Below are 3,794 nucleotides of genomic sequence, written 5' to 3' on the forward strand. Positions count from 1 at the left end.
TAATTTATTATCAGAAGAATTATGCTGTATCTTTAGAAAAACAGGAAAAGGGAGCTGTTGTTAAAATTTTGCCCTATTAATCAAAAAAAATTGATTAATATTATTTTAAGAGGAGGAATAAGTTATGAGATATGTTCATGTTGGTATAAATGTTACTGATTTAGAGAAGTCTATTGAATTTTATGAAAAGGTATTTGGTGTGTCACCAGTTAAGGTGAAAATGGATTATGCAAAATTTTTATTAGAAAACCCAGGGCTTAATTTTACACTGAATGTACGAGATGAAGTGAAGGGAAATCAGGTAAATCATTTTGGTTTCCAAGTAGAGACAGCTGAAGAAATTACATTTCATAAAGAAAGATTAGAAAAAGAAGGTTTCTTTGCACGTGATGAGATGGATACTACTTGTTGTTATGCGGTTCAAGATAAGTTTTGGGTAACGGATCCTGATGGTAACGAGTGGGAGTTCTTTTATACAAAAGCAGATAGTGATGTTCATAAAATTGAAGATCCATCTTGTTGCACGACTTCTAACGTAGTAGATAAAAATTCTTGTTGTTAATAGGAGATGGAAAATAAAATGAAACGTTTATCTTTTCTAGATCGATATTTAACATTATGGATTTTTCTAGCTATGGCTGTTGGAATTGGTTTAGGATTTGTGTTTCCTAGTGTAGTAGACGGACTTAATACATTACAAGTTGGAACGACGTCTATCCCGCTTGCTGTTGGTTTGATTTTAATGATGTATCCACCGCTAGCGAAGGTTCGTTACGAGGAAATGGGCCGGGTATTTAAAGATGTAAAAGTGTTGGTTCTATCTTTAGTACAAAACTGGATTATTGGACCTGTACTTATGTTTGCTTTAGCAATTATTTTTCTTCCTGATAAGCCAGAATACATGGTCGGGCTCATTATGATTGGTTTAGCACGTTGTATTGCAATGGTAATTGTGTGGAACGATCTAGCTGATGGTGATAAAGAATATGCAGCAGGTTTAGTTGCTTTTAATTCAGTATTCCAAATGTTATTCTTCTCAGTTTATGCATACGTGTTTGTAACAGTAATCCCAGAGTGGTTAGGAATTGAAGGGGCTATTGTAGATATTACAATGGTAGAAGTAGCGAAATCAGTATTTATCTATTTGGGAATTCCTTTTATAGCCGGTATGTTAACACGATTTGTATTAGTGAAACTAAAAGGAAGACAGTGGTATGAAAAGGTGTTTATATCTAAGATTAGTCCACTTACATTAATTGCATTACTATTTACGATTATCATCATGTTCTCTTTAAAAGGAGAAATGATTGTTAGCGTACCATTTGATGTAGTAAGAATAGCGATTCCGTTATTAATCTATTTTATTGTGATGTTCTTTGTTTCTTTCTTTATGGGAAGAAAAATTGGTGCAAATTATTCGGTGACTACAACGTTAGCATTTACAGCAGGTAGCAACAACTTTGAGTTAGCAATTGCTGTAGCAGTTGGTGTGTTTGGTATTCACTCAGGCGCAGCATTTGCAGCTGTTATCGGACCGTTAGTTGAAGTACCTGTAATGATTGCACTTGTAAACGTTGCTTTTTGGTTTAAACGTAAATATTTTAATGATCAACCAGTCTAATTTAAAAACAAAGGCGGAAAACAACATGGAAAACAAAAAAACAATCTATTTTTTATGTACAGGAAATTCATGCCGAAGTCAAATGGCAGAAGCCTTTGGCAAACAATACTTAGGAGATAAGTGGAATGTCTATTCTGCAGGCATTGAAGCACACGGAGTAAATCCAAATGCTATTAAAGCGATGAAAGAAGTAAATATCGACATAACAAATCAAACATCAGATATGATTGATTCAAACATTTTAAATAATGCTGATTTAGTCGTTACTCTTTGTAGCCACGCAGATTCTGTCTGTCCTTCTACACCTCCGCACGTTCATCGTGTTCATTGGGGATTTGATGATCCGGCAGGAAAAGAGTGGTCTGAATTTCAACGTGTTCGTAATGAAATCGGTGAACGTATTAAACGATTTTCTGAAATAGGTGAATAAATAAAGGAAAGAGCTAATCTTCTATCGTATAGGAGATTGGCTCTTTTTTTACTATATATTTAACAAGAAAAAGTTGATAAGTTTACAGATAGCAGGTGTGTTATGCCAAAAACGTACTTGTGGCAATCGAATGGGATGCGGACGATGGTGTTATCTTCCGTTCAAAAAGATATGATTCTAGAAATCAAGGAAACAAACTTGGCTTTCCATCGTTAATTGTTGATGCGATTAAACGGTAAGTAATTCAATGAACGCATGTGTTAGTCCTATAAGTTTATGAGCCGCAAATGCGGCTTTTTTGTTTATGCTGTAAGTATTGCGGTAAAGATTCCTACATTCAATAGTAGTGCTTAAATATAGAAAAACACTTGTTTTATATTAAAAGACAGGTATTTTTGATATCTTAATAGACTTAAAGAAATGAATAAAATGTATAGTTTTTAATCAATTTGTTTGTTAGAAAAATAATAATACAAAATTTACATTGCTATAATGATTCTAAACCTAAAAGAGGTGGAAAACCCAACGCAAGGATCTAATATGGTGACCCCATCTAGTAAATTACTCTTAAAAAACTGCATAAATACCTTTGACCATATTTGTGATTTTTTGTAAAATGATATATATATAGAAAAATTGTGAATATACAGGCAATCTATGGATAATAGTTTCTAATAAATTATTCGGGGAAAATTTATTAGTTTAGTATATTAACTTGTTTGCACTGGATTTTACAAATAAAGGGGTATGAGGGGCATGAAAGCAAAGAAATTAGTAAGTTTAGCGTTACCAGTTATGTTATTGAGTAGTTGTATTACAATTGAAACTGATGGTAAGAAAGCTGAACCAAAGAAAGAAGAAACGCAAAAGGTAGAGAAAGAGAGTAAGTCAACTGATAGCAAGAAAGAGGATAGCTTATCTGTAGCGAAAGGTGAGGATACAAACAGTAGTTCATCAAGTAGTCAACCAAGTTCTTCTTCTAGTTCTTCAACTGGTAAGGTAACTGGTTCAGATGTTGAAAGGTACAAGTCAGATATCATAAACAGTGCTACTCAAATTGAAGATACAATGAAATTAATTGAAGGAATAGCAGGTTCAGACGTAAAGTCATACAAACAAAAGAAAAGTGAAGTACAACTGAGTTTAGGGGGAGCAAAGGCAACCACAACGAAACTGAAGAATCTACAAGCACCTCCTGAGTTACAGGGAGAACAGGCGAAGATAAAGCAGTCAATGGAACTGTATGCGGATTGTTTCCAACTTCTCTTTGATGCATTAGACCAAGAAGACGAGAGTAAAATGCATCAATCCGTATCGAAAGCACAAGAAGGTTCAAAACTGTTTGAAGAAGCAGCAAAGAGTATCGCTAGTAAAACCAACTAAGAATATATTACTCAAAGGGGTATGAGGTGTGAGGTATGAAAGTGAAGAAACTAATAGGGGTTGCAGTTCCAGTTGCCATATTATTAAGTGGTTGTGTTACAGTAAAAGATTCGGCAAGTAAAGAAGAAAAGACAGAAGAAACAAGTAAATCTAAGGCTTCTGAAACGAAAGAAAAATCAACCAATTCGAAAGAAGAAAGTAAAGATGTTCAAAAGGTTCGAGTTTTAGATGAAGATTATGCACAATATTTATTAGACATTGAACAGGATATGTTAAGACGATTTGATTACTATGATGCTTCTGTAAGAGATTTGAGAAATGGAAGTAAATCAAAAGCTGAGGTATTAGATAGTATTAAAG

General features: G+C 33.8%; 4 protein-coding genes and 2 pseudogenes. All 6 read left to right on the forward strand.

The window, feature by feature from the left end; genetic code table 11:
• The first annotated feature begins 124 nt into the window (after nt 1-124).
• Nucleotides 125-562: an ArsI/CadI family heavy metal resistance metalloenzyme gene (locus AB3X48_RS18965; protein WP_016105338.1), complete on the forward strand. Its 438-nt coding sequence runs from the start codon at nt 125-127 to the stop codon at nt 560-562.
• Between the two features lie 18 nt (nt 563-580).
• Nucleotides 581-1,621, forward strand: coding sequence for an ACR3 family arsenite efflux transporter (gene arsB, locus AB3X48_RS18970; protein WP_088099213.1), 1,041 nt, complete (start codon nt 581-583; stop codon nt 1,619-1,621).
• A gap of 25 nt (nt 1,622-1,646) precedes the next feature.
• Nucleotides 1,647-2,051 (forward strand): arsenate reductase (thioredoxin), encoded by a 405-nt coding sequence (gene arsC, locus AB3X48_RS18975; RefSeq protein WP_088099212.1) that lies wholly within the window; start codon nt 1,647-1,649, stop codon nt 2,049-2,051.
• Between the two features lie 128 nt (nt 2,052-2,179).
• A pseudogene (locus tag AB3X48_RS18980) lies at nt 2,180-2,290 on the forward strand (class I SAM-dependent methyltransferase); the annotation flags it as partial.
• Nucleotides 2,291-2,807: 517 nt separating this feature from the next.
• Nucleotides 2,808-3,434, forward strand: a complete 627-nt coding sequence (locus AB3X48_RS18985) for a DUF7018 domain-containing (lipo)protein (protein WP_367959813.1) — start codon at nt 2,808-2,810, stop codon at nt 3,432-3,434.
• Between the two features lie 35 nt (nt 3,435-3,469).
• A pseudogene (locus AB3X48_RS18990) lies at nt 3,470-3,794 on the forward strand (DUF3994 domain-containing protein); the annotation flags it as partial.

This window comes from Bacillus sp. S4 (assembly GCF_040838205.1).
GTDB classification, from domain to species: Bacteria; Bacillota; Bacilli; order Bacillales; family Bacillaceae_G; genus Bacillus_A; species Bacillus_A cereus_U.

Excerpts from the sequence above, each read along its gene's own strand:
- AB3X48_RS18985 (WP_367959813.1), top strand. The coding sequence starts at position 2,808 with ATGAAAGCAAAGAAATTAGTAAGTTTAGCGTTACCAGTTATGTTATTG.
- AB3X48_RS18965 (WP_016105338.1), top strand. The coding sequence starts at position 125 with ATGAGATATGTTCATGTTGGTATAAATGTTACTGATTTAGAGAAGTCT.
- arsB (WP_088099213.1), top strand. The coding sequence starts at position 581 with ATGAAACGTTTATCTTTTCTAGATCGATATTTAACATTATGGATTTTT.
- arsC (WP_088099212.1), top strand. The coding sequence starts at position 1,647 with ATGGAAAACAAAAAAACAATCTATTTTTTATGTACAGGAAATTCATGC.